Annotated in this window: 18 protein-coding genes; 12 read left to right on the top strand and 6 right to left on the bottom strand. The window is 70.1% G+C overall.

Features of this window, described 5'->3' with window-relative positions:
* Positions 1 to 143 precede the first annotated feature (143 nt).
* From ngcE to ACWCPM_RS11580, 10 genes are all read left to right on the top strand, one after another.
* Positions 144 to 1,592 (top strand): N-acetylglucosamine/diacetylchitobiose ABC transporter substrate-binding protein, encoded by a 1,449-nt coding sequence (gene ngcE, locus ACWCPM_RS11625; protein ID WP_450975947.1) that lies wholly within the window; start codon positions 144 to 146, stop codon positions 1,590 to 1,592.
* A gap of 110 nt (positions 1,593 to 1,702) precedes the next feature.
* Complete coding sequence (locus ACWCPM_RS11620; protein ID WP_450975946.1) at positions 1,703 to 2,632, top strand: carbohydrate ABC transporter permease; 930 nt, start codon at positions 1,703 to 1,705, stop codon at positions 2,630 to 2,632.
* 15 nt (positions 2,633 to 2,647) lie between these two features.
* Positions 2,648 to 3,571, top strand: a complete 924-nt coding sequence (locus tag ACWCPM_RS11615) for a carbohydrate ABC transporter permease (RefSeq protein ID WP_450975945.1) — start codon at positions 2,648 to 2,650, stop codon at positions 3,569 to 3,571.
* A 192-nt stretch (positions 3,572 to 3,763) separates the two neighbouring features.
* On the top strand, positions 3,764 to 4,975 hold the full coding sequence (locus ACWCPM_RS11610; protein ID WP_450975976.1) for an ROK family transcriptional regulator: 1,212 nt from the start codon (positions 3,764 to 3,766) through the stop codon (positions 4,973 to 4,975).
* Between the two features lie 132 nt (positions 4,976 to 5,107).
* A complete protein-coding gene (locus tag ACWCPM_RS11605; protein WP_450975975.1) occupies positions 5,108 to 6,214 on the top strand; it encodes a sugar ABC transporter substrate-binding protein in 1,107 nt (368 codons plus the stop codon).
* Between the two features lie 185 nt (positions 6,215 to 6,399).
* Entirely contained in the window at positions 6,400 to 7,191 is a 792-nt protein-coding gene (locus ACWCPM_RS11600) for an ATP-binding cassette domain-containing protein (RefSeq protein ID WP_450975944.1), read from the top strand.
* Positions 7,188 to 8,483, top strand: a complete 1,296-nt coding sequence (locus ACWCPM_RS11595; protein ID WP_450975943.1) for a sugar ABC transporter permease — start codon at positions 7,188 to 7,190, stop codon at positions 8,481 to 8,483. Before ACWCPM_RS11600 ends, ACWCPM_RS11595 begins: the two co-directional genes overlap by 4 nt.
* Positions 8,484 to 8,673: 190 nt before the next feature.
* Complete coding sequence (dxs, locus tag ACWCPM_RS11590; protein ID WP_450975942.1) at positions 8,674 to 10,599, top strand: 1-deoxy-D-xylulose-5-phosphate synthase; 1,926 nt, start codon at positions 8,674 to 8,676, stop codon at positions 10,597 to 10,599.
* Positions 10,600 to 10,747: 148 nt separating this feature from the next.
* Positions 10,748 to 12,271, top strand: coding sequence for an amino acid permease (locus ACWCPM_RS11585; RefSeq protein ID WP_450975941.1), 1,524 nt, complete (start codon positions 10,748 to 10,750; stop codon positions 12,269 to 12,271).
* Between the two features lie 74 nt (positions 12,272 to 12,345).
* Positions 12,346 to 13,818, top strand: a complete 1,473-nt coding sequence (locus tag ACWCPM_RS11580) for an ArnT family glycosyltransferase (protein ID WP_450975940.1) — start codon at positions 12,346 to 12,348, stop codon at positions 13,816 to 13,818.
* Positions 13,819 to 13,850: 32 nt separating this feature from the next.
* Here ACWCPM_RS11580 and ACWCPM_RS11575 read toward each other — a convergent pair whose 3' ends face one another.
* Positions 13,851 to 14,216, bottom strand: a complete 366-nt coding sequence (locus ACWCPM_RS11575) for an NTP pyrophosphohydrolase (RefSeq protein WP_450975939.1) — start codon at positions 14,214 to 14,216, stop codon at positions 13,851 to 13,853.
* 74 nt (positions 14,217 to 14,290) lie between these two features.
* Here ACWCPM_RS11575 and ACWCPM_RS11570 point away from each other — a divergent pair, with 74 nt between their 5' ends.
* Positions 14,291 to 15,304 carry a hypothetical protein gene (locus ACWCPM_RS11570; RefSeq protein WP_450975974.1) on the top strand — a complete coding sequence of 338 codons (1,014 nt, stop codon included), beginning with the start codon at positions 14,291 to 14,293 and terminating at the stop codon, positions 15,302 to 15,304.
* Between the two features lie 78 nt (positions 15,305 to 15,382).
* On the opposite strand, the gene ACWCPM_RS11565 is transcribed toward ACWCPM_RS11570, so the two are convergent.
* The 5 genes from ACWCPM_RS11565 to ACWCPM_RS11545 form a co-directional block, all read right to left on the bottom strand.
* Complete coding sequence (locus tag ACWCPM_RS11565; RefSeq protein ID WP_450975938.1) at positions 15,383 to 17,512, bottom strand: 3-hydroxyacyl-CoA dehydrogenase NAD-binding domain-containing protein; 2,130 nt, start codon at positions 17,510 to 17,512, stop codon at positions 15,383 to 15,385.
* Complete coding sequence (locus tag ACWCPM_RS11560) at positions 17,509 to 18,726, bottom strand: thiolase family protein (protein WP_450975937.1); 1,218 nt, start codon at positions 18,724 to 18,726, stop codon at positions 17,509 to 17,511. Before ACWCPM_RS11560 ends, ACWCPM_RS11565 begins: the two co-directional genes overlap by 4 nt.
* A gap of 482 nt (positions 18,727 to 19,208) precedes the next feature.
* Complete coding sequence (locus ACWCPM_RS11555; RefSeq protein WP_450975936.1) at positions 19,209 to 20,498, bottom strand: HRDC domain-containing protein; 1,290 nt, start codon at positions 20,496 to 20,498, stop codon at positions 19,209 to 19,211.
* A gap of 218 nt (positions 20,499 to 20,716) precedes the next feature.
* Positions 20,717 to 21,379, bottom strand: coding sequence for a response regulator transcription factor (locus ACWCPM_RS11550; RefSeq protein WP_003993737.1), 663 nt, complete (start codon positions 21,377 to 21,379; stop codon positions 20,717 to 20,719).
* Between the two features lie 313 nt (positions 21,380 to 21,692).
* A complete protein-coding gene (locus ACWCPM_RS11545; protein WP_450975935.1) occupies positions 21,693 to 22,361 on the bottom strand; it encodes a DUF3000 domain-containing protein in 669 nt (222 codons plus the stop codon).
* Positions 22,362 to 22,509: 148 nt separating this feature from the next.
* On the opposite strand from ACWCPM_RS11545, the gene hemE reads away from it, so the two are divergent.
* Positions 22,510 to 23,577 carry a uroporphyrinogen decarboxylase gene (hemE, locus tag ACWCPM_RS11540; RefSeq protein WP_450975934.1) on the top strand — a complete coding sequence of 356 codons (1,068 nt, stop codon included), beginning with the start codon at positions 22,510 to 22,512 and terminating at the stop codon, positions 23,575 to 23,577.

Below are 23,577 nucleotides of genomic sequence, written 5' to 3'. Positions count from 1 at the left end.
TTGCTCCACTGGCGTGAAGTGGACTATACCTGTCGGCGATTCACATGACGCGCACTTCCCGCACGACCCTGCATGACCGACCGCGGTGCCGGGGAGGATCCGGTTCACCGCCTGAGTCCTGTTCAGAAGGCGAGGACTTGAGCATGGGATCCCCATCCGCAGAGAACTCCGGCACCGAGGGTGTCGGCCGCCGCGCACTGATCAAACGGTCCGCGGCGCTCGGCCTGGTCACCGTACCCGCGATGAGCTTCGTTTCCGCATGCGCCAGTGGTGGCGGGGGTGACGAATCGTCGGGCGGCGACACCAAGGGCAAGACGTCGAAGGACAACCCGTTCGGCGTGAAGGAGGGCAGCAAGCTCGACGTCGTCATCTTCAAGGGCGGCTATGGCGACGACTACGCCAAGGCGTGGGAGGCCGCGTTCCAGAAGAAGTGGAACGTCACCTCCACGCACACCGGAACCCAGGAGATCACCGGCAAGCTGCAGCCCCGCTTCAACGCGGGCAACCCGCCGGACATCGTGGACAACTCCGGTGCCCAGAAGATCAAGATCGATGTGCTGTACAAGAACGGCCAGCTGCTCGATCTCGCCGAGGTGCTGGACGCGCCGAGCGTGGACGACCCCTCGAAGAAGGTCCGCGACACCGTCATTCCCGGCACGCTGGACCCGGGTCTGCAGGGGGGCAAGGTCGTCGCCCTCAACTACATCTACACGGTGTGGGGCCTTTGGTACTCCGGAAAGCTCTTCAAGGAGAAGGGCTGGGAGGAGCCGAAGACCTGGGACGACTTCCTCGCCATCTGCAAGGACGCGAAGTCCCAGGGCATCGGCGGTCTCGCGCACCAGGGCAAGTACCCGTACTACATCAACGTCGCCATCATGGACCTGATCGCCAAGAAGGGCGGTCTGGACGCCATGAAGGCGATCGACAACCTCGACCCGAAGGCGTTCGTCGGTTCCGACGCGGCGCAGGCCGCCGTCGAGGCCGTCTACGAGGTCGTCGAAAAGGGCTACCTGATGCCCGGCACCAACGGGCTGACCCACACCGAGTCGCAGACCCGGTGGAACCAGTACAAGTCCGCGTTCATCACCAGCGGTTCGTGGCTGGAGAACGAGCAACTCAAGCAGACGCCGCCCGACTTCGACATGAAGTTCCTGCCCATGCCGGTGCTGCCGGACAGCGTGATGCCGTTCGAGGCGATCCGCGCCGGCTCCGGCGAGCCGTTCATCATCCCGTCCAAGGCGAACAACCTGCCGGCCGCCAAGGAGTTCGTGCGGATGATGCTGTCGCGGGAGTGGTCGACGCTGTTCGCCAAGGAGGCGAACTCGCTGACCATCCTCCAGGACGGTGTCGACCCCAGCGTCCAGTTGCGGCCCGGTACGCAGTCCACGGTCGAGGCGTCCAAGGCGGCCGGGGACAACACCTTCCGCTTCCTGTACACCGAGTGGTACAGCGAGATGGACACCGCGATCCAGAACGCGTCCAACGAGCTCATGGCGAAGCGAATTCAGCCCAAGGAGTGGCTGAAGCGGGCGCAGGCCGCGGTGAACAAGGCGGCGGAGGATCCCGCGTCCGAGAAGAACCGTCGGGAGTAGTTCTCCGGGGAGTGCCGTAGAGGTGCGGGGAACCGCGCGGCGCGGGCCTTCTCCGGCTCGTCGCGCGGTTCTCCGCGCCCCTTTGGATCGGGACAGCAGGGGCAGGTTTCATGCGTAAAGGGCAGTACCGGTTCGTCGCGGGATTTCTCCTGGTTCCCGTGGTGCTTTATCTGACGTTCGTGATCTGGCCGTACATCCAGACGTTCGGGTACTCCCTGACCGACTGGAAGGGCCAGTCGCAGACCTTCGACTTCGTCGGTCTCGACAACTACAGGGCCTTGTTGCAGGACGACATCTTCATGGGTGCCATCTGGCACAACATCCTGTTCCTGGTCTTCATCCCGGTGATCACCATTCTGCTCGCGCTGTTCTTCGCCTTCATGCTGAACGCGGGCGGGCGCAGCCGGGCCGGCGGGGTCTCGGGCGTGGCCGGTTCCAGGTTCTACAAGGTCGTGTACTTCTTCCCGCAGGTACTGTCGCTGGCCATTCTCGCGGTGCTGTTCGGCGCCGTGTACCGCAGCGACAGTGGCGGCATGCTGAACGGCTTCCTGGTGAAGCTGGGCCTGGTCGACGCGAACGATCCGGTCGAGTGGCTCAACGAACCCGATTTCGTGCTGTGGGCACTGATCCTGGTCGTGGTCTGGCACGGTGTCGGGTTCTATCTGGTGCTGTTCTCCGCCGCGATGCAGTCCATCCCGAGGGACATCTACGAGGCCGCCCTGATCGACGGTGCCGGACGGGCCCAGTCGTTCTTCCGCATCACGCTGCCGCTGCTGTGGGACTCCGTGCAGACCGCGTGGGTCTACCTGGGGATCGCGGCGATGGACATGTTCATCCTGGTCTCCACCATGACCTCGGGCGAGTTCGGTGGCGGACCGGACCACGCCAGCGAGGTCATGTCGACGGTGATGATGCGCAACTTCCTCTACTACGGGAAGAGCGGCTACGCCTGCGCCATGGGCGTCGTCATGCTGCTTCTCACCCTGATCCTGTCCGTGGTCATGCTGCGCGCCACCCGCCGCGAGCGCGTCGAGTTCTGAGCGGGAGAGACGACGATGAGCGCACCCATCAAGGAGAACGCCCCCACCCTCGCCAAGGAGCCCGCGTCCCGGCCCCCGGAGCGGGCCGGCGACCGGCGCGGCGAGGGCGTGGTGCTGAACGCGTTCTCGCACGGGTTCCTCGCCCTCTGGGCCCTGATGATCGTCCTGCCGCTGCTGTGGCTGATCCTCAGCTCCTTCAAGACCGACTCGCAGATCGCGGGCTCGGCCTTCGGCTGGCCGCGGAACTGGTCCCTCGACGTGTTCACGCGCGCGTGGGACAAGGGCATCGGCGACTACTTCCTCAACACGGTCCTGGTGCTGGCCTTCTCGGTGCCGCTGACCATGCTGTTCGGCTCCATGGCCGCCTACGTGCTGGCGCGCTACCGGTTCTGGGGCAACCGGCTGCTGTACTACTTCTTCGTGGCCGGCGCGATGTTCCCGGTGTTCCTGGCCCTGGTCCCGCTGTTCTTCATGGTGAAGCGGCTGGACATGCTGAACACCTACCAGGGTCTGATCCTGGTCTACGTCGCCTACTCGATGCCGTTCACGGTGTTCTTCATGCACGCCTTCTTCCGGACGCTGCCGACGGCGGTGTTCGAGGCGGCGATCCTGGACGGGGCCTCGCACACCCGGACGTTCTTCCAGGTCATGCTGCCGATGGCCAAACCGGGACTGATCAGCGTGGGGATCTTCAACACGCTCGGGCAGTGGAACCAGTTCATCCTGCCGACGGTTTTGATGCAGCCGCAGAGCGGCGACGATCCGGAGCGCTACGTCCTGACCCAGGGACTGATCCAGCTCCAGCAGCAGCAGGGTTACGCCTCCGACCTGCCCGTACTGTTCGCGGGTGTGACCATCGCGATGATCCCGATGCTGGTCGTGTACCTGTCCTTCCAGCGCCAGGTGCAGGCGGGTCTGACTTCGGCAACCCTGAAGTAACGGGAGTAACGCCTCGTAGCCGTTCGCACGCACACCGCTCCCCGCCCAGGAAGCGGTGTGTGTGGCGTGCGCCCGGCCCCCTGAAACTGTTCAACCTCTTGACGGGAGGCAACCCGAACGGCTCAGCTTAGAGTTCACTAGTTGGACATAGACGGGGCCTCGCCGAAGCGGTCCCGCGCGCAGGAGGTCGTCGTGGAGACTCCGGGGTCGCAGTCGTCGCTGCACCGAGCCAACCTGGAACGGGTGGTCCGAGCCGTACGGCTGGCCGGATCCCTCACCCAGGCGGAGATCGCAAGGACGACCGGTCTGTCCGCGGCGACGGTCTCCAATATCGTCCGTGAGCTCAAGGACGGCGGGACGGTCGAGGTCACACCGACCTCCGCGGGCGGCCGCCGGGCCCGCAGCGTCTCGCTCAGCGGCGACGCCGGGATCGTCATCGGCGTCGACTTCGGCCACACCCATCTGAGGGTGGCGGTCGGGAACCTCGCCCACCAGGTGCTGGCCGAGGAGTCCGAGCCGCTGGACGTCGACTCCTCCGCGGCACAGGGATTCGACCGGGCCGAGGAGCTGATCAGCCGTCTGATCGCGGCGACGGGGGTGGACCGCGGCAAGATCGCCGGCGTGGGCCTCGGTGTCCCCGGACCGATCGACGTCGAGTCCGGGACGCTGGGGTCGACCTCGATCCTGCCCGGCTGGACCGGTGCCCGGCCCGCCGAGGAGCTGCGGGGGCGGCTCGGCGTACCGGTGCACGTCGACAACGACGCCAATCTGGGTGCCCTCGGCGAGCTGGTCTGGGGCGGCGGCAAGGGCGTGCGCGACCTCGCGTACATCAAGGTCGCCAGCGGTGTCGGCGCGGGTCTGGTGATCGACGGGAAGATCTACCGGGGGCCGGGCGGCACCGCCGGTGAAATCGGACATATTACACTTGACGAATCGGGTCCCGTCTGCCGCTGCGGCAACCGGGGCTGCCTGGAGACCTTCACCGCCGCCCGCTACGTGCTCCCGCTCCTCCAGTCCAGTCACGGCAGCGACCTGACGATGGAGGGCGTCGTGCGGCTGGCGCGGGAGGGGGACCCGGGATGCCGTCGGGTGATCGCGGATGTCGGCCGTCATATCGGCAGCGGAGTCGCGAACTTGTGCAACCTGCTGAACCCGAGCCGGGTGGTCCTGGGCGGTGATCTCGCCGAGGCCGGGGAGTTGGTGCTCGGGCCCATAAGAGAGTCCGTGGGCCGCTACGCGATTCCCAGTGCCGCACGCCAACTGTCCATTCTTCCAGGGGTACTTGGCGGCCGTGCGGAGGTGCTCGGGGCGCTCGCCCTCGCTCTCAGCGAGATGGGCGATTCAACCCTTTTGGACGGCGGTGTCGGGGGGCCACTTCCGGCCGTCGCAGCTGCCTTCACTTAGAGAACGGTTGGCACCGTTGCCAACCCGTTAAGGATTTACTTCTTGACGCCGAACGCGCGGCCGAGTTGACTTCCAGCCACCTCGGCCGCAACGACGCGGCCTCGTCAGGGAGGTTTAGAAGTGAACATGCGTATGCGTCGTGCCGCCATTGCCGTTGCCGCCGGTGCGATGGCCGTCTCGCTGGCTGCCTGTGGCAGCGCTGAGGAAGCGGGCGGCGACAAGGACGCCGGCAGCTCCTCTGCCGCCAAGGGCGACAACATCAAGATCGGCCTGCTCCTGCCGGAGAACAAGACCGCGCGTTACGAGAAGTTCGACCGGCCGCTGATCGAGAAGAAGATCAAGGAGCTGACGGACAACAAGGCGGAGATCCAGTACAACAACGCCCGCCAGGACGCCAACCTCCAGGCCCAGCAGGTCGACACGATGATCACCAACAAGGTGGACGTGCTGATCCTGGACGCCGTGGACGCCAAGGCGATCAAGAACTCCGTGCAGAAGGCCGCCGACGCCGGCATCAAGGTCGTCGCCTACGACCGCCTCGCCGAGGGCCCGATCAGCGCCTACACCTCGTTCGACAACGAGGAGGTCGGCCGGACCCAGGGCGAGGCCCTGCTCCAGGCCCTGGGCGCCAAGGCCAAGGACAGCCAGATCGTCATGATGAACGGTTCGGTCACCGACCCGAACGCCGCCATGTTCAAGAAGGGCGCGCACTCCGTTCTCGACGGCAAGGTCAAGATCGGCAAGGAGTTCGACACCAAGGAGTGGTCGCCGGACAACGCCAACGCCAACATGGAGGCGTCGATCACGGCGCTCGGCAAGGGCAAGATCGCCGGTGTCTACTCCGCCAACGACGGCATGGCCGGTGGCATCATCACCGCGCTGAAGGCCGCGGGCATCGACGACATCCCGGTCACCGGCCAGGACGCCGAGCTCGCCGCCGTGCAGCGCATCATCATGGACCAGCAGTTCATGAGCGTCTACAAGTCCTACCCGCAGGAGGCCGAGGTCGCCGCCGAGATGGCGGTCGCCCTGGCCAAGGGTGAGGACCTGGGCGCCATCGCCAAGGACAAGGTCTCCAGCGCGAGCGCCAAGGACGTCCCGTCGGTCCTGGTCCCGGTGATCTCCCTGACCAAGGAGAACATCAACGACACCGTGATCAAGGACGGCATCTACACCACCGACGAGATCTGCGCCGGCAACTACAAGGCTGCCTGCGACAAGCTCGGCATCGGCGGCTGACACGGTTCGGGCCCCTCTCCGCGCACGGGAACCCGCTTCGGGGTTCCCGTCCGGTGACGGCCGCACCACAGGCTCCTCCGGCGCCCCGCGTCACACACAGCCCCGCAAGCTAGTCCCGGGGCGCCGGACGGAACATCCCCCCAGTCTTTCTGCACAACCTCCCGCCGGGTCAGGCGGCGAAGGAGATGGTTCACGTGTCCGCTACGCCCGTGCTGGCGTTGCGCGGGGTCTCCAAGCGTTTCGGTGCCGTCCAGGCGCTCACCGACGTAGAGCTTGAGGTCCACGCCGGTGAGGTGGTCGCCCTCGTCGGCGACAACGGCGCCGGAAAGTCCACGCTGGTGAAGACGATCGCCGGCGTGCACCCCATCGATGAGGGTGTCATCGAATGGGACGGCAAGGCCGTTTCGATCAACAGGCCGTACGACGCCCAGTCCCTGGGCATCGCGACCGTCTACCAGGACCTCGCGCTGTGCGACAACATCGATGTCGTCGGCAACCTGTTCCTCGGCCGTGAGCTGAGGAAGTGGGGCGTCCTGGACGAGGTCGAGATGGAGCGCCGCGCGCGCGAGCTCCTCACGACGCTCTCGATCCGCATCCCCAGCGTGCGCATCCCGATCGCCTCGCTCTCCGGCGGTCAGCGCCAGACCGTGGCCATCGCGCGCTCGATGCTCGGCGAGCCCAAGCTCGTCATCCTCGACGAGCCGACCGCCGCCCTCGGCGTCGAGCAGACCGCTCAGGTCCTCGACCTGGTGGAGCGGCTGCGGGAGCGCGGCCACGCCGTGATCCTGATCAGCCACAACATGGCCGACGTCAAGGCCGTCGCCGACAAGGTGGCGGTGCTGCGTCTGGGCCGTAACAACGGTGTCTTCGAGGTCAAGACGACCTCGCAGGAGGAGATCATCTCCGCCATCACGGGCGCCACCGACAACGCCGTGACCCGCCGTGCGGCGCGCACGACCGGGGAGGTTTCCAAGTGAGCATCGACAAGACCTCCACGCCCGCGGCGGACGGACAGGCCGTCGAGAACCCCGAGGCGGCCGCCGCCGCGGTCACCGCGGTCGACCCCCGTCTGCTGGTGCGCGAGCAGGGCCTCGCGGGCTACGTCGGCGAGTTCAAGCGCAAGATGAAGGCGGGTGAGCTGGGCTCCATCCCGGTCGTCGTCGGCCTGATCATCATCTGCATCGTCTTCCAGAGCCTGAACTCCGCGTTCCTGTCCGCGCAGAACATCAACGACATCACCGTCACGATGGTCGGCACCGGCATGATCTCGGTCGGCATCGTGTTCGTGCTGCTGCTCGGCGAGATCGACCTGTCGGTCGGCTCGGTCAGCGGCGCCTCCAGCGCCATCGCGGCCGTGCTCGCGGTGAACCAGGGCTGGCCGGAGTGGGCGGCGGTGCTGTTCGCCATCGTCGCGGGTGCCGCCATCGGCGCGCTCCACGGCTTCTTCTTCGCGGTGCTCGGCGCCCCGGCCTTCGCCGTGACGCTGGCCGGTCTGCTCTTCTGGCTCGGCTTCATGCTCCAGACGCTGGGCGAGAACGGCACGATCAACCTCGACAGCGACGGCTTCATCGGCAAGCTGACGACGTACTTCTTCACGGACGTCGCCGCCGCCTACGGTCTGGCCGCCGTCGTGACCGCGCTCTTCTTCATCAGCTCGTTCCTCGGCAACCGGCGCCGTGAGGCGGCGGGTGTGCCGTCCCGGCCGATGAGCGACACCCTGATGCGGACGGGTCTGCTCGCGCTGATCTCCTTCGCCGCGGCGTTCATGTACAACCAGTACAAGGGCCTGCCGCTGGCGACCGTGATCTTCCTGGTGTTCCTGGTGGGCACGGACTTCGTGCTCCGCCGGACCGCCTACGGTCGCAAGATCTTCGCCCTCGGTGGCAGCGTCGAGGCGTCCCGGCGTGCCGGCATCAACGTCACGGCCGTCCGGATCTCGGTGTTCGCGATCTCCGGCGGGTTCGCCGCGATCGGCGGTCTGTTCCTGGCCTCGAAGATCGCGTCCGCCAACCAGAGCGCCGGCACCGGCGACCTGCTGATGAACGCGATCGCCGCGGCGGTCATCGGTGGCACCAGCCTCTTCGGTGGCCGCGGCCGCACCTGGAACGCGCTGCTGGGTGTGCTGGTGATCGTCTCCATCCAGTACGGCCTCCAGCTGGAGTCCATCGCCGAGCCGGTCAAGTACATGATCACGGCCGGTGTGCTGCTGACGACGGTGGTCATCGACTCGATCACCCGCAAGACGCAGAAGACGGCGGGTCGCGCGTAGCGACCCCCGTGAGGACAGTGCCCGGCACCGGCAAGGTGCCGGGCACTGTCATGTCGTAGAAGCGGCTCCCGTTGGGTAGGGCCGAACGCGTGACGTACGACCCACCGCCCTGGCGCCCGGCGCCGGGGCGGAACATTAGACTCGACAAGCCCGGCAACAGCTCGAACAGCTCTACAGCAAGGAGGCACGGGTGCCGCTGCTGACCCGCATCACGGGACCGCGCGATCTGGACCGGCTCAGCCTGGAAGAGCTGGCCCAGCTGGCCGAGGAGATCCGGACCTTCCTCGTCGAGGCCGTCTCCAAGACCGGCGGCCACCTCGGACCCAACCTCGGCGTGGTCGAGCTGACCATCGCCCTGCACCGCGTGTTCGAGTCCCCGAAGGACAAGGTGCTCTGGGACACCGGCCACCAGGCCTACGTCCACAAGCTGCTCACCGGGCGGCAGGACTTCTCCCGGCTGAAGATGAAGGGCGGCCTGTCCGGCTACCCCTCGCAGGCCGAGTCCGAGCACGACGTCATCGAGAACAGCCACGCCTCCACGGTCCTCGGCTGGGCCGACGGCCTGGCGAAGGCCAACCAGCTGTTCCGGCGCGACGACCACGTCGTCGCCGTGATCGGCGACGGCGCGCTGACCGGCGGCATGGCCTGGGAGGCGCTGAACAACATCGCGGACGCCAAGGACCGCCCCCTCGTCATCGTCGTCAACGACAACGAGCGCTCCTACGCCCCGACCATCGGCGGCCTCGCCAACCACCTCGCGACGCTGCGCACCACCGACGGCTACGAGCGTTTCCTGGCGCGCACCAAGGAGGTCCTGGAGCGCACCCCGGTGGTCGGCCGGCCGCTCTACGACACCCTGCACGGCGCCAAGAAGGGCCTCAAGGACTTCATCGCGCCGCAGGGCATGTTCGAGGACCTGGGCCTGAAGTACGTCGGCCCGATCGACGGCCACGACATCGAGGCCCTGGAGTCGGCCCTGACCCGCGCCAAGCGGTTCGGCGGCCCCGTGATCGTGCACTGCCTCACCGAGAAGGGCCGCGGCTACCAGCCCGCGCTCCAGGACGAGGCCGACCGCTTCCACGCCGTCGGCAAGATCCACCCCGACACGGGCCTGCCGATCGCCTCCTCCGGCGCCGACTGGACCTCCGTGTTCGGCGACGAGATGGTCAAGATCGGCCAGGAGCGCGAGGACGTCGTCGCCATCACCGCGGCGATGCTGCAGCCCGTCGGCCTCGACCGGTTCGCGAAGGTCTTCCCGGACCGGGTCTACGACGTCGGCATCGCCGAGCAGCACGGCGCCGTCTCCGCGGCGGGCCTCGCCGCCGGCGGGGTGCACCCCGTCTTCGCCGTGTACGCCACCTTCCTCAACCGCGCCTTCGACCAGGTCCTGATGGACGTCGCCCTGCACAAGTGCGGTGTGACCTTCGTGCTGGACCGGGCCGGCGTCACCGGCACCGACGGCGCCTCCCACAACGGCATGTGGGACATGTCGATCCTCCAGGTCGTCCCCGGCCTCAGGCTCGCCGCCCCGCGCGACGCGGAGCAGGTGCGCGCCCAGCTGCGCGAGGCCGTCGACGTCGACGACGCGCCGACCGTGGTGCGCTTCTCCAAGGGCGCCGTCGGCCCCGCCGTACCCGCGGTGGGCCGGGTCGGCGGCATGGACGTGCTGCGCGAACCCGGCACCACCACCCCGGACGTGCTCCTCGTCTCGGTCGGCGCGCTCGCGCCGATGTGTCTGGAGATCGCCTCGCTCCTCGACAAGCAGGGCATCTCCACCACCGTCGTCGACCCGCGCTGGGTCAAGCCCGTCGACGAGGCCATGGCCCCGCTCGCCGAGCGCCACCGCGTCGTCGTCACCGTCGAGGACAACTCCCGTGTCGGCGGCGTCGGCTCGGCCGTCGCGCAGGCGCTGCGGGACGCGGGCGTCGACGTACCGCTGCGTGACTTCGGCATCCCGCCGCGCTTCCTCGACCACGCCTCCCGCGCCGAGGTCATGGCGGAGATCGGACTGACCGCGCCGGACATCGCCCGGCAGGTCACCGGCCTGGTCTCCCGGCTCGACGGGCGGTTCGACGAGCGCAGCGCCGCCGACGAGATCGAGGCCGCGCGCGACTGACCGCGCGACCGGAGCCCTCTGAATGGGCCGGTATCACCACTCTTCGCGGTGGCGGTACCGGCCCGTTCGCGTGAGTCGGCGCGGCCCGGGGCATACGCACTACGCCCCCTCTCGATCATGTCGAGGACGACAAGCGTGGGAGGTCCCCGTGAGCAGCACCCTCTTCCGGACGAAGAAGGTCGAGCAGTCCATCCTCGACACCGAGGAGCCGGAGCACGCGCTCAAGAAGTCCCTGTCCGCCCTGGACCTGACGGTCTTCGGCGTCGGCGTGATCATCGGCACCGGCATCTTCGTCCTCACCGGAGCGGTCGCGAAGAACAACGCCGGACCGGCCGTGGCGCTGTCCTTCGTGGTCGCCGGCGTCGTCTGCGCCCTCGCCGCGCTCTGCTACGCCGAGTTCGCCTCCACCGTCCCGGTGGCCGGCTCCGCCTACACCTTCTCGTACGCCGCCCTGGGCGAGCTGCCCGCCTGGATTATCGGCTGGGACCTCGTCCTGGAGTTCGCGCTCGGCACGGCGGTGGTGGCCGTCGGCTGGTCGGGGTACATCGCCTCGCTGCTGGAGAACGCGGGCTGGAGCCTGCCGGAGTATCTGGGCACCCGGGAGAGCGCCGAAGGCTTCGGCTTCGACATCCTCGCCGCCGCGCTGGTGCTGGTGCTGACGGCCGTCCTCGTCGTCGGCATGAAGCTCTCCGCGCGGGTCACGTCCGTCGTCGTCGCCATCAAGGTGGCCGTCGTCCTCGTCGTCATCATCGCGGGGGCCTTCTTCATCACCGGCAGCAACTACGACCCGTTCGTCCCCGACCCGCAGCCCGTGCCGGCCGGGCACAGCCTGGACGCGCCGCTGATCCAGGTCATGTTCGGCTGGGCGCCGGCCAACTTCGGGGTGCTGGGCATCTTCACCGCCGCCTCCGTGGTCTTCTTCGCCTTCATCGGCTTCGACATCGTGGCCACCGCCGCGGAGGAGACCAAGAACCCCCAGCGCGACATGCCCCGCGGCATCCTCGGCTCGCTCCTCATCTGCACCACCCTGTACGTCGCGGTGTCGATCGTCGTCACCGGTATGCAGCACTACAGCGAACTGTCCGTGGACGCGCCGCTCGCCGACGCGTTCAAGGCCACCGGTCACCCCTGGTTCGCCGGCTTCATCAGCTTCGGCGCCGCCGTCGGCCTGACGACCGTCTGCATGATCCTGCTGCTCGGCCAGACCCGGGTCTTCTTCGCGATGAGCCGCGACGGCCTGCTGCCGCGCTTCTTCTCCCGCGTCCACCCGCGCTTCAGGACCCCGCACCGGCCGACCGTCCTGCTCGGCGTGATCATCGCGATCCTCGCGGGCTTCACGCCCCTGCAGGAGCTCGCGGCGCTGGTGAACATCGGCACACTGTTCGCCTTCGTGATCGTCGCCATCAGCGTGATCATTCTGCGCAGGACCCGCCCGGACCTGCCCCGTTCCTTCCGCACCCCCTGGGTGCCGGTGCTCCCGATCGTGTCCGTCCTGGCCTCGCTGTGGCTGATGCTGAACCTGCCCACCGAGACCTGGATCCGGTTCGCCGTCTGGATGGCGATCGGCATCGTCGTCTACTTCCTCTACGGCCGCTCCCACAGCCGCCTCGGCCGCCACGAGGAGACCACCGTCGGTGAGGTCCAGCACCCCCCGCACGGCGACAAGGCGTGAGCGTCCCGTTCTGATCAACCGGCCTCGTATGTCCCGTTTCATCAGGGGATGCGGGGCCGGATAGCGTACGGCCCATGCGCGCCGAGCCCCTCTCCCCGCCACGCTCCGTAACCGAACGGGGGGCGGCGCGCGGTTACTGGACCGGGCTGCTGCCCCTGCTGGCCGCCCTGGCCTGCCTCACCCGCGTGCCCTCCTTCACCCGGCCGCTCTGGAACCCCGACGAGGGCTATCTCGCCGTCCAGGCACGCCTGCTGGCGCACGGCGGCGAGCTGTACGAGACGGTCGTGGACCGCAAGCCGCCGCTGGTGCCGTGGCTGTACGAGGGGGCGTTCGCGCTCGCCGGCTCCGAGTCGCTCGCCCCGGTCCGGGTGCTCGCGGTGCTGGCGCAACTGCTGACCGCCGTCCTGCTCGCCTCCCTCGCCCGGCGGCGTTGGGGCGACCGCGCGGGCCGCACAGCCGGCGTGCTCTACCTGCTGGTGTCCGTCGGGCTCAACCCGCAGGACGCGCAGGCCGCGGGCTTCGAGGTGTTCATGCTGCCGTGCACGGCCGCCGCCATGTGGTGCGCGGACCGGGGCCGCTGGGGCGCCGCGGGGGTGGCAGTGGCCGCCGCGTTCCTCACCAAGCAGACGGGGGCGGCCGTCCTGCTGCCGGTGTTCTGGCTCTGCGTCCGCGCGGGCGGCGGTCCGCGGGGCGGGCTGCCGTGGCTCGTCGCCGGGGCCGTCCTGCCGGTGCTGGTCGCGGCGCTGGTCACCGACCCGGCCGGTTTCCTGTTCTGGACGGTGACGGGGTCGGGGGCGTACGCCTCCTTCACCGGTTCCGAACTGCACGTACTGACCCGGGGCCTGGCCAACACCGCGCTCCTGGCCGTCGGCTGCGCGGGCCTGCTGCCGCCGCTGGTACGGGCCCTGAGGGTGCCGCGCGCCATGGCGGGGGAGCTGTGGCTGTGGGCGGCCGCGTCGGCCGGTGCGGTGCTGGCGGGGTTCCACTTCTTCGGTCACTACTACCTGCAACTCCTGCCGCCCCTGGCCCTGCTGGCGACGGCGGCCCTGCGGACCCTGCCCCGCGACCGCCTGGTGACCGCCGTCGTCACCTCGGCCCTGTGCTGCGGCCTGTTCCTCGCCTGGGGCCTGTTCGCGCCCCGCGCCGAACTCGCCCACGCGCAGCGCCTGGCGGAGGCCACCGCCCGCCGCACCGGGCCCGGCGACCGCGTCCTCGTCTGGGGCATGCACCCCGAGACGTACTGGCTGGCCGACCGCACCCCCGCCAGCCGCTTCCTCACGGCCGGCCTCCTCACCAACTACAGCGGCGGCCGCGACGGCCCCCAGGTCGGCGAGAGGTACGGCGTCGAGGGCTCCTGGCCGGCCTTCCGCGCCGAACTCGCCGCCCACGCCCCGGCGCTGATCGTGGACGACTCCCGGGGCAAGCCGTACGCGCCGGAACGGGTGCCGAGCCTGCGGAAGGTTCTCGTGGCGGGCTACGAGGAGGTGGGGGAAGTGGACGGAGCGGTGCTGTACGCGCGGGTGGCGAGGGGCGCGGGAAGGCCGTAGGGCGTCGACGGCGGTGTGGCCGCCGGAAGCGCCTAGCGGTTCACCGACCGCGGTCCCGCCACCCGCGCGCCGAGTTCCGTGACCCTTCGCCTGAGTTCGCGGTCGGCCGTGACGACCAGGCACGGGCGCTCGCCGGCCTCGCCCACCAGTTCGACCATGCGATCGTCCCCGCTGCCCGGTGCCGCGTCCACGCGTACGCCCGGCACCGACTCCACCCCGCGGGCGGCGCCCTCCACCACCAGGACGATCTCCACGGGCTCCGCGCGCCCCGGCAGCCCGTCCGCCGCCAGCCGGTCGCGCAGCCGCTCGGCCGCGCCGTGCCGGTCACGCCACCAGCCGTCGGGCACCGAACCGACCACGTTGGCCGCGTCGACGATCACCAGGAGCGGGGGAGTCATGTCACCCAGCGTCCCACGAGCCCCCGAGGAGAACCCGGGGACGGCCCGCATAAAGTAGGGGCGTGGTCTTCGCATTGAACGGTGACTGGCTGATACGAGGCCGGGACGGGCGGCTCAGCGCCTACGCCCCGAGCGGTGAGGCCGTCCTCTGCCGCGCCGAACGTCTTCCTGGCGGCGACTGGCTGCCGCCCCGCAGGGTGGGCGGCGAGCAGCGGCTGCTCTCCGCCATGGCGGTCGGCCAGGGAGCCGACGGCTACGCGCATCTGGCCGCCTGGCGGCCCACTGCGGACGGCGAGGCGGGTCTTGTGCACTCCACGCACTTCCGCCCGCATCTCGCGCCGCTGGACTGGCTTCCGACCGGCCATCCCAACAGGACGGGAGCGCGGACCGGGATGCCCGCCGTGGCCGTCGACGACGCCGGGCGCGCCTACCTCTTCGTACGCAACCGCGGTCTGGGGGTGCACACGATCAACCAGAAGGCGCGCGGCGGCTGGAACAGCTGGCACGACCTGAGGGGTTCCCGGGTGCACGAGGAACTCGTCGCCGTCACCGGGGAGTCGGGCCTGGTCGAGGTGTACGCGACCAATCCCGAGGGCATCCTGCGCTGGGTCCAGCAGGAGCCGGGCGCGCGTCCGGTCGCCGCCGACCCGCTGCGGGTGCCGGTGGAGCCGGGCTCGCTGAGCGCGCTGCCCTCGTCCAAGGAGCACACGACGCTGTTCTTCGCGGACCCGGAGGGCACGTTGTACGCCTGGCGCCCCGACGGCGACCCGGTCGCGCTGACCACCGCGGCCGGTCCGGGGCCGGTGGCGGTGCTGCGCTGCGCGCCGGACGGCAAGGACTGCACCGTGCTGGCCCAGCGGTCCTCCTCGGGGCGGGTGGCCTTCGCGGCGTACCCCACCGAGCAGGAGGCGGCCGGCCTGTCGTGGACCGAGTCGGGGCCCCGGCTGCCGGAGGGTTCACGGGTCGCCCTGGCCGAGGACGCCGAGGGCCGCCTCGTCGCCGCGTCGGTCACGCCGGACGGCGAACTGCGGGTGGCCCGGCAGAAGGACGAGCACGGACCGGCACTCGCGGCGTGGCAGACGGTCTGAGGGCTTGGTCCGAGGGCCGACGCACTCAGGGATGAGGGCCCCCGCCACGGCGGGGGCCCTCATCCCTGAGTCAGAAGGTCACGCCGGGACGCTCGCGGTCCCCTGCTCCAGGAACCGCTTCCCGGTGACCCGCTCGGAGACGCCCTCGCGGTCCAGGTACGGCGTGACGCCGCCCAGGTGGAAGGGCCAGCCCGCACCCGTGATCAGGCACAGGTCGATGTCCTGCGCCTCGGCGACGACGCCCTCGTCGAGCATCAGCCCGATCTCCTGCGCCACCGCGTCCAGCACCCGCGCCCGCACCTGCTCCTCGGTGAGCACGGAGTCGCCCTGCTTCAGCAGCGCGGCGACCTCCGGGTCCAGCTCCGGCTTGCCGCTGTCGTAGACGTAGAAGCCGCGCTTGCCCGCCTCGACGACCGCCTTGAGGTTCGGGGAGACCGTGAAGCGGTCCGGGAACGCCCTGTTGAGGGTCTCCGAGACGTGCAGCCCGATCGCCGGACCGACCAGCTCCAGCAGCACCAGCGGCGACATCGGCAGCCCGAGCGGCTCGACCGCCTTCTCCGCCACGTCGACGGGCGTGCCCTCGTCGATGACGTTCTGGATCTCGCCCATGAAGCGGGTCAGGATGCGGTTCACCACGAACGCCGGGGCGTCCTTGACGAGCACGGCCGTCTTCTTCAGCTTCTTGGCGACGGCGAACGCCGTGGCCAGCGAGGCGTCGTCGGTCTGCTCACCGCGGACGATCTCCAGCAGCGGCAGGATCGCGACCGGGTTGAAGAAGTGGAAGCCCACGACCCGCTCGGGGTTCTTCAGCTTCGACGCCATCTCCGAGATCGACAGCGAGGAGGTGTTGGTGGCGAGGATGGCGTGCGCCGGGGCGACCGCCTCGACCTCCGCGAACACCTTCTGCTTGACGCCCATCTCCTCGAACACGGCCTCGATGACGAAGTCCGCGTCCGCGAAGCCCTCGGCCTTGTCCAGGACACCGGTCACCAGCGCCTTGAGACGGTTGGCCTTGTCCTGGTTGATCCGGCCCTTGCCGAGCAGCTTGTCGATCTCGGCGTGGACGTAGCCCACACCCTTGTCGACGCGCTCCTGGTCGATGTCGGTCAGCACGACCGGCACCTCGAGGCGGCGCAGGAACAGCAGCGCGAGCTGGGAGGCCATCAGACCGGCGCCGACGACGCCGACCTTGGTGACCGGACGCGCCAGGTTCTTGTCCGGGGCGCCCGCGGGGCGCTTGCCGCGCTTCTGCACGAGGTTGAAGGCGTAGATGCCGGCGCGCAGTTCGCCACCCATGATCAGGTCGGCGAGCGCCTTGTCCTCGGCGTCGTAGCCCTGCTGGAGGTCGCCGTTCTTGGCGGCGGCGATGATGTCGAGGGCGCGGTAGGCGGCCGGGGCGGCGCCGTGCACCTTGCCGTCGGCGATGAAGCGACCCTTGGCCACGGCCTGGTCCCAGGCCTCACCCCGGTCGATCACGGGACGCTCGATACGGATCTCGCCCTTGAGGACGGCCGCCGTCCAGATGAGCGACTGCTCCAGGAAGTCGGCGCCCTCGAAGATCGCGTCGGCGATCCCGAGCTCGTAGACCTGCTTGCCCTTGAGCTGCTTGTTCTGGTTGAGGCTGTTCTCGATGATCACCGAGACGGCCTTGTCGGCGCCGATCAGGTTCGGCAGCAGGGTGCAGCCGCCCCAGCCGGGGACCAGACCGAGGAAGACCTCGGGGAGCGAGAAGGCCGGGATGGCCGCGGACACCGTGCGGTAGGTGCAGTGCAGTCCGACCTCGACGCCACCGCCCATCGCGGCGCCGTTGTAGTACGCGAACGTCGGCACGGCGAGACCGGACAGACGCTTGAAGACGTCGTGGCCGCCCTTGCCGATGGCGAGCGCGTCCTTGTGCTGCTTCAGCAGCTCGACGCCCTTGAGGTCGGCGCCGACGGCGAAGATGAACGGCTTGCCGGTGATGCCGACGCCGACGATCCCGCCGTCCGCCGCCTCCTTCTCGACCTGGTCGACGGCGGCGTTGAGGTTCGCCAGCGACTGGGGGCCGAAGGTGGTCGGCTTGGTGTGGTCCAGGCCGTTGTCCAGGGTGATCAGGGCGAAGCGCCCGGCACCCAGGGGGAGGTCGAAGTGGCGGACGTGCGCGCTGGTGACGACCTCGTCCGGGAACAGGGTCGAAGCCTGCTCAAGAAGCTCGGCGGTGGTGCTCACTTGTCCCCCTCGAAGTGCGGGTTCTCCCAGATGACCGTCGCGCCCATGCCGAAGCCGACGCACATGGTCGTCAGGCCGTAGCGGACGTGCGGCTGCTCCTCGAACTGGCGGGCCAGCTGCGTCATCAGACGGACGCCGGAGGAGGCCAGCGGGTGGCCGAAGGCGATGGCGCCGCCGTACTGGTTGACGCGCGGGTCGTCGTCGGCGATGCCGTAGTGGTCGAGGAGCGCGAGGACCTGGACGGCGAAGGCCTCGTTGATCTCGAAGAGGTTGATGTCCTCGATCGACAGGCCCGCCTTGGCGAGGGCCTTCTCGGTGGCCGGGATCGGGCCGTAGCCCATGACCTCCGGCTCGACGCCCGCGAAGGCGTACGAGACGAGGCGCATCTTGACCGGCAGGCCGTGCTCGCGGGCGAAGTCCTCGCTCGCGATGATCGACGCGGTGGCGCCGTCGTTCAGACCGGCCGCGTTGCCCGCGGTGACCCGGCCGTGCACACGGAACGGGGTCTTCAGACCGGCCAGGTTCTCCAGGGTCGTCCCCGGGCGCATCGGCTCGTCGGCGGTGACCAGGCCCCAGCCCGTCTCACCGGCCTCGGCGGCGGTGCGGCGCACCGAGATCGGTACCAGGTCGGCCTGGATCTTGCCGTCGGCGTACGCCTTGGCGGCCTTCTCCTGGGAGCGCACGGCGTACTCGTCGGCGCGCTGCTTGGTGATGTGCGGGTACCTGTCGTGCAGGTTCTCCGCGGTCATGCCCATGAACAGCGCGGACTCGTCGACCAGCTTCTCGCTGACGAACCGCGGGTTGGGGTCGACGCCCTCGCCCATCGGGTGGCGGCCCATGTGCTCGACACCGCCGGCGATGACGGCGTCGTACGCGCCGAACGCGATGGAACCGGCCGTGGTGGTCACGGCGGTCAGGGCGCCCGCGCACATGCGGTCGATCGAGTAGCCCGGCACCGACGTCGGCAGGCCCGCGAGGATGCCGGCGGTGCGGCCGAGGGTCAGGCCCTGGTCGCCGATCTGCGTGGTCGCGGCGATGGCGACCTCGTCGATCTTCTTGGGGTCCAGGCCGGGGTTGCGGCGCAGCAGCTCCCGGATCGCCTTCACGACGAGGTCGTCGGCGCGGGTCTCGTGGTAGACGCCCTTCGGGCCCGCCTTGCCGAACGGGGTACGGACGCCGTCTACGAAGACGACGTCCCTGACGGTACGAGGCACGATGGCTCTCCTCCAGGGTGCGGGATGGCACTGCTGCGACGCGCCTCGCTGAGCGGGCGCTCAGCCCCCATGCTACTTGTGGGTAACGTAGCTGCCCAGTCCCCCCGCAGGGAGCGGCGAACGTCACACCGCTCACCGAGGCCGCCCCCGACGGCGGATGGCCGAATATCGCCGCACTCCCGGCCCGAGCGCCGACGCCGTTCAGGGGCGCGGGGAACTGCGCGACCAGCCCACACGGCCCCGCACCCGCGACACGAGCCCGCCCCCACGGCGCCCCCGGCTCCCGCCCCGAGCGCCGACGCCCTCAGGGACGCGAGGAACTGCGCGACCAGCCCACACCACCCCGCACCCGCCCCACGAGCCCGCCCCCCACGGCGCCCCCGGCTCCCGCCCCGAGCGCCGACGCCGTCAGGGACGCGGGGAACTGCGCGACCAGCCCACACCACCCCGCACCCGCCGAACGGCACACAGCACGCGAGTGCTCAAGCGCTCTTCGCCACCAGTGCGTTCACCAGCACCGGCGTCACCAGCTCCACCTGCCACGGACGTGCCCCGTATCCGGCCAGCGCGGCTCGCACCGACTCCACGTCGCCCACCGCCGGCGGCTCCCAGCAGACCCGGCGCACGCTGTCCGGCGCGATCAGGTTCTCCTGCGGCAGCCCGAGCTCCTCGGCCAGCGCGGAGACGCCCGCACGCGCCGCGGACAGCCGCGCGGCCGCCGCCGGATCCTTGTCGGCCCAAGCCCTGGGCGGCGGCGGCCCCACGACCGGCTGCCCCGGCTGCGGCAGCTGCGCCTCGGGCAGCGCCTTCGCGCGATCCACCGCGACCTGCCACTGCTCCAGCTGCCGACGGCTCGTCCGGTGCCCGAAGCCGTTCAGCGCCGACAGTGCCTGCGCCGTGGCCGGCAGGGCGAGCGCGGCCTCGACGATGGCCGCGTCCGAGAGCACCTTGCCGGGCGAGATGTCCCGGCGCTGCGCGATCCGGTCCCGGGTCTGCCAGAGCTCCCGCACCACCGCGAGCTGCCGACGCCGGCGCACCTTGTGCATCCCGGACGTACGGCGCCAGGGGTCCTTGCGGGGCTCGGGCGGCGGCGCGGCGGCGATCGCGTCGAACTCCTGCCGGGCCCACTCCAGCTTGCCCTGCCGGTCCAGCTCCTTCTCCAGCGCGTCCCGCAGGTCGACGAGCAGCTCGACGTCGAGCGCCGCGTACCGCAGCCAGGGCTCGGGAAGCGGGCGTGTGGACCAGTCGACGGCGGAGTGGCCCTTCTCCAGGACGAAGCCGAGCACGCTCTCGACCATGGCGCCGAGGCCGACCCGCGGGAAGCCGCAGATCCGTCCGGCCAGTTCGGTGTCGAACAGCCGCGTCGGAATCATGCCTATCTCGCGCAGGCAGGGCAGATCCTGGGTGGCGGCGTGCAGTACCCACTCCACACCGGACAGCGCGTCGCCGAGCGCCGAGAGGTCGGGGCAGGCGACAGGGTCGATCAGCGCGGTGCCCGCTCCCTGGCGGCGCAGTTGCACGAGGTACGCGCGCTGTCCGTAGCGGTAGCCGGAGGCGCGCTCGGCGTCGACGGCGACGGGCCCGGAGCCCGCGGCGAAGGCGGCGATCACCTCGGCGAGGGCCGCCTCGTCCGCGATCACGGGCGGAATGCCCTCACGCGGCTCCAGCAAGGGGATCGGCGCCTCCGTAACAGAAGATCCGCCGTCTTCCGGAGGTGCGCCCCCGGTGGTTCGCAGTGAACTGTCTGCTGCGGTTTCTTGGGCGTCGGTCACCTGTCAAGGGTATCCGTGTATGGACTGCGCCCGCCGACGGAACGTTCCGTCGGCGGGCGCGGGAGGGTCGCAAACCAGTCAGGTCCATGTGGGTTCCCGGTCGCGACCGAGGGGGACGGGGCGGGTCCTCGGCGGCTCGTTTCCGTTCACGTCAGGGAATGCCGGGTGATCCGGCGAACGGGTGGCTCGGGGAAGGCGGGGAGTGGGGGAGGCGGTGATCAGTGGATGATGCCGGTGCGCAGCGCCACGGCGACCATCCCGGCACGGTCTCCCGTGCCGAGCTTGCGTGCGATACGGGCGAGATGGCTCTTGACGGTCAGCGCGGACAGGCCCATGGACACGCCGATCGCCTTGTTCGACTGGCCTTCGGCGACCAGGCGCAGCACCTCGACCTCGCGGCCGGAGAGCTCGCGGTAACCACCCGGGTGGCTCGGGGCACCCGGGGGGCGGCGGTGCAGACGGGCGGCGGCCGCGCCGATGGGGGCGGCGCCCGGCCGGGTGGGGAGCCCGACGTTGGTACGGGTGCCGGTGACGACGTATCCCTTCACACCGCCCGCGAGGGCGTTGCGCACGGCGCCGATGTCGTCGGCGGCCGACAGGGCGAGCCCGTTGGGCCAGCCCGCGGCGCGGGTCTCCGACAGCAGCGTCAGGCCGGAACCGTCCGGCAGGTGGACGTCGGCGACGCAGATGTCGCGGGGGTTGCCGATGCGGGGACGAGCCTCGGCGATGGAGGAGGCCTCGATGACATCGCGCACACCGAGGGCCCACAGATGGCGGGTGACGGTGGAGCGGACACGGGGGTCGGCCACGACCACCATCGCGGTCGGCTTGTTCGGGCGGTAGGCGACCAGGCTTGCGGGCTGCTCAAGGAGAACGGACACCAGGCCTCCTGGGTGCGGGACGGAATCGGCTCGTGGGGGGCGAAGCCGGGACGAACCGTGCTTTCAAGGTCACAGTCGTCTTCGGCATCGAAGCGCTCCGCCTTTAGAGAATGATCACGATCTGGTGAGTAACAATCCGAGCAATTCGGACACGCGAGCGATCATTCGAAGATCGAACGGTTTCGCTTGAGTTCGATGTCCGGCCAAAAGTGGCCGTATCGACAAAGAGATCCGTCCGAACGGGTGCATGCGTGTGCGCCCGGCGGGATCGGGCCGGAACCGGGAGCGGTTGAACCGCCGTTCGCGCCGCCGGTCAGCGGGCCTGCGGGTCGCGCCGCTGCGGCAGGGTCACCACGGACGCGTCGCCCGGACCCGCCGGCGGCAGCCCCGCGACCTGGGCGAGCAGATCGCACCAGGAGGCGAGATGGGCCCCGGTGTCCGGTACGCCGCCCAGACCCTCCCGGGGCGTCCAGGAGGCCCGGATCTCGATCTGCGACGCGGCGGGACGCGCGGACAGCCCGCCGAAGTAGTGCGAACTCGCGCGCGTGACGGTGCCGCTGGGCTCGCCGTACGTCAGACCGCGTGCCTGGAGCGCACCGGTCAGCCAGCTCCAGCACACCTCGGGCAGCAGCGGGTCGGAGGCCATCTCCGGCTCCAGCTCGGCCCGTACCAGGGTGACGAGCCGGAACGTGCCGTGCCAGGCGTCGTGTCCCGCCGGGTCGTGCAGCAGCACCAGCCGGCCGTCGGCCAGGTCCTGGTCGCCGTCGACGACGGTGGCCTCCAGCGCGTAGGCGTGCGGGGCCAGCCGCTGGGGGGCCCGGGTGGCCTCGACCTCGATCTGCGGCCGCAGCCGCGCGCCGCGCAGCCCCTCGACCGCAGCCCGGAAAAGCGGCGGAGCAGTGTCGCCCGTATGCAGGTCCCCCCTCTTCGGGTCGTCCATTCCGCCAGCGTCGTCCGACAGTCGTCCCTGAGCCGCAGCCATGCGGTGCAGATTAAGGGGAACGGACGCCCGGCGCAGGCTAGACACCCCGCCCGGCGGTACCGGGACCCCGGGCCCTGCCACTACAGGTCCCCCGCCGTGCACCGGAGGCCGCGCCCTGCCCCCGCGGGCGCCGTGCGAAACTCTCCTCGTGAGTGCCAACGGAAGCCCCACGGGCCAGCAGCCGACAGCGACGTACGACTCCGCCTTCCTCAGGGCGTGCAGGCGCGAGCCCGTGCCGCACACCCCGGTGTGGTTCATGCGGCAGGCCGGGCGCTCGCTGCCCGAGTACCGCAAGGTGCGCGAGGGCATCCCCATGCTGGAGTCGTGCATGCGGCCCGAGCTGGTCACCGAGATCACCCTCCAGCCGGTGCGCCGGCACCACGTGGACGCCGCGATCTACTTCAGCGACATCGTCGTCCCCCTCAAGGCCATCGGTGTCGACCTCGACATCAAGCCCGGGGTCGGCCCGGTCGTCGAACGCCCCATCCGCTCCCGCGCCGACCTCGCCCAGCTGCGGGACCTGACCCCCGAGGACGTCTCCTACGTCACCGAGGCCATCCACCTGCTGACCGCCGAGCTCGGCGCGACGCCCCTGATCGGTTTCGCCGGCGCCCCGTTCACCCTCGCGAGCTACCTCGTCGAGGGCGGCCCGTCGCGCACGTACGAGAACGCCAAGGCGATGATGTATGGCGACCCGCAGCTCTGGGCCGACCTCCTCGACCGCCTCGCGGACATCACCGCCGCCTTCCTCAAGGTGCAGATCGAGGCGGGCGCGAGCGCCGTCCAGCTCTTCGACTCCTGGGCCGGCGCACTCGCCCCCTCCGACTACCGGCGCTCCGTCCTGCCCGCCTCCGCGAAGGTCTTCCGCGCCGTCGAGTCCTACGGCGTCCCGCGCATCCACTTCGGCGTCGGCACCGGTGAGCTGCTCGGGCTGATGGGCGAGGCCGGCGCGGACGTCGTCGGCGTCGACTGGCGCGTGCCCCTCGACGAGGCCGCCCGCCGCGTCGGCCCCGGCAAGGCGCTGCAGGGCAACATCGACCCCACGGTCCTCTTCGCCACCCAGGAGGCCGTCGAGACCAAGGCCCGCGAGGTCCTGGACGCCGCCGCGGACCTGGAGGGCCACATCTTCAACCTCGGCCACGGCGTCATGCCGTCCACCGACCCGGACGCCCTCACCCGCCTCGTCGAGTACGTCCACACGCAGACCGCCCGCTGA

This window comes from Streptomyces sp. NPDC002309, assembly GCF_053593375.1.
Note: the sequence above shows the minus strand (reverse complement) of the source record. Positions and strands in the feature narration are given on the sequence as shown.